Below are 644 nucleotides of genomic sequence, written 5' to 3' on the forward strand. Positions count from 1 at the left end.
CATGGGGGGATTGTGCTTAAAATTATCAATTGATATTGGGGGGGGGCACATTGTCATTGAGGGAATTGCTGCAGGCGACACGTTTTCTTCAGACTGGCAAAAGTGTCGCGACTTTGCCGTCCTACTTCGCTGTGCGTGCCGCCGCTAATCTTACGGCGCTTGACGTATTCTCGTATCAGGCTTTTACTCAGGTTGTTGTGTAACGGAAGGCTTGGGTCTTCCAGTACCAGCAACAGCTCTTTTTCCATGACAGCAAGGCCTGAGAGCGCTTGCTGGAGAGTCCTGCAATTTGTGCGTGTCTGGATTAGGGCTAAAAAGCCAAGTCGTACCTTCATGGCGTTCTCTTTGGAAGGCTCAGCCTTGAAGGCTTTCAGATCATCATAAATCGCCCAGAGTCATGTCCGGCACCATTTCTGGGCATTGGCTTGCTGCTCATTGACAGGATGAACCTTGTACAGCAACCGCTCTGCATGTACCCAGCACTGGGCGTGTTTGAACACATTGAACTGTTGTGCGCCATCGCTGAAGGTTGTCAGATGCCCTAAGCCATGCTCTATCAAACTGGCATAAACCAAAGCTTAACTGGCTTGTTGCAGGCGTTTTTTGCCTGTCAGGCCATGCTCTTTCATGCAGGCCTTCCAGGC

The 644-nt window shown here is 50.6% G+C and carries 1 protein-coding gene; it reads right to left on the bottom strand.

The genetic code is table 11. The features are described from left to right. Window positions 1–53: 53 nt before the first annotated feature. Window positions 54–248, bottom strand: coding sequence for a hypothetical protein (locus J7438_RS26805; RefSeq protein ID WP_209279065.1), 195 nt, complete (start codon window positions 246–248; stop codon window positions 54–56). Window positions 249–644: the final 396 nt, after the last annotated feature.

Origin of the sequence: Thalassotalea sp. G20_0 (assembly GCF_017744175.1) — a bacterium.
GTDB lineage: Bacteria > Pseudomonadota > Gammaproteobacteria > Pseudomonadales > Endozoicomonadaceae > Endozoicomonas.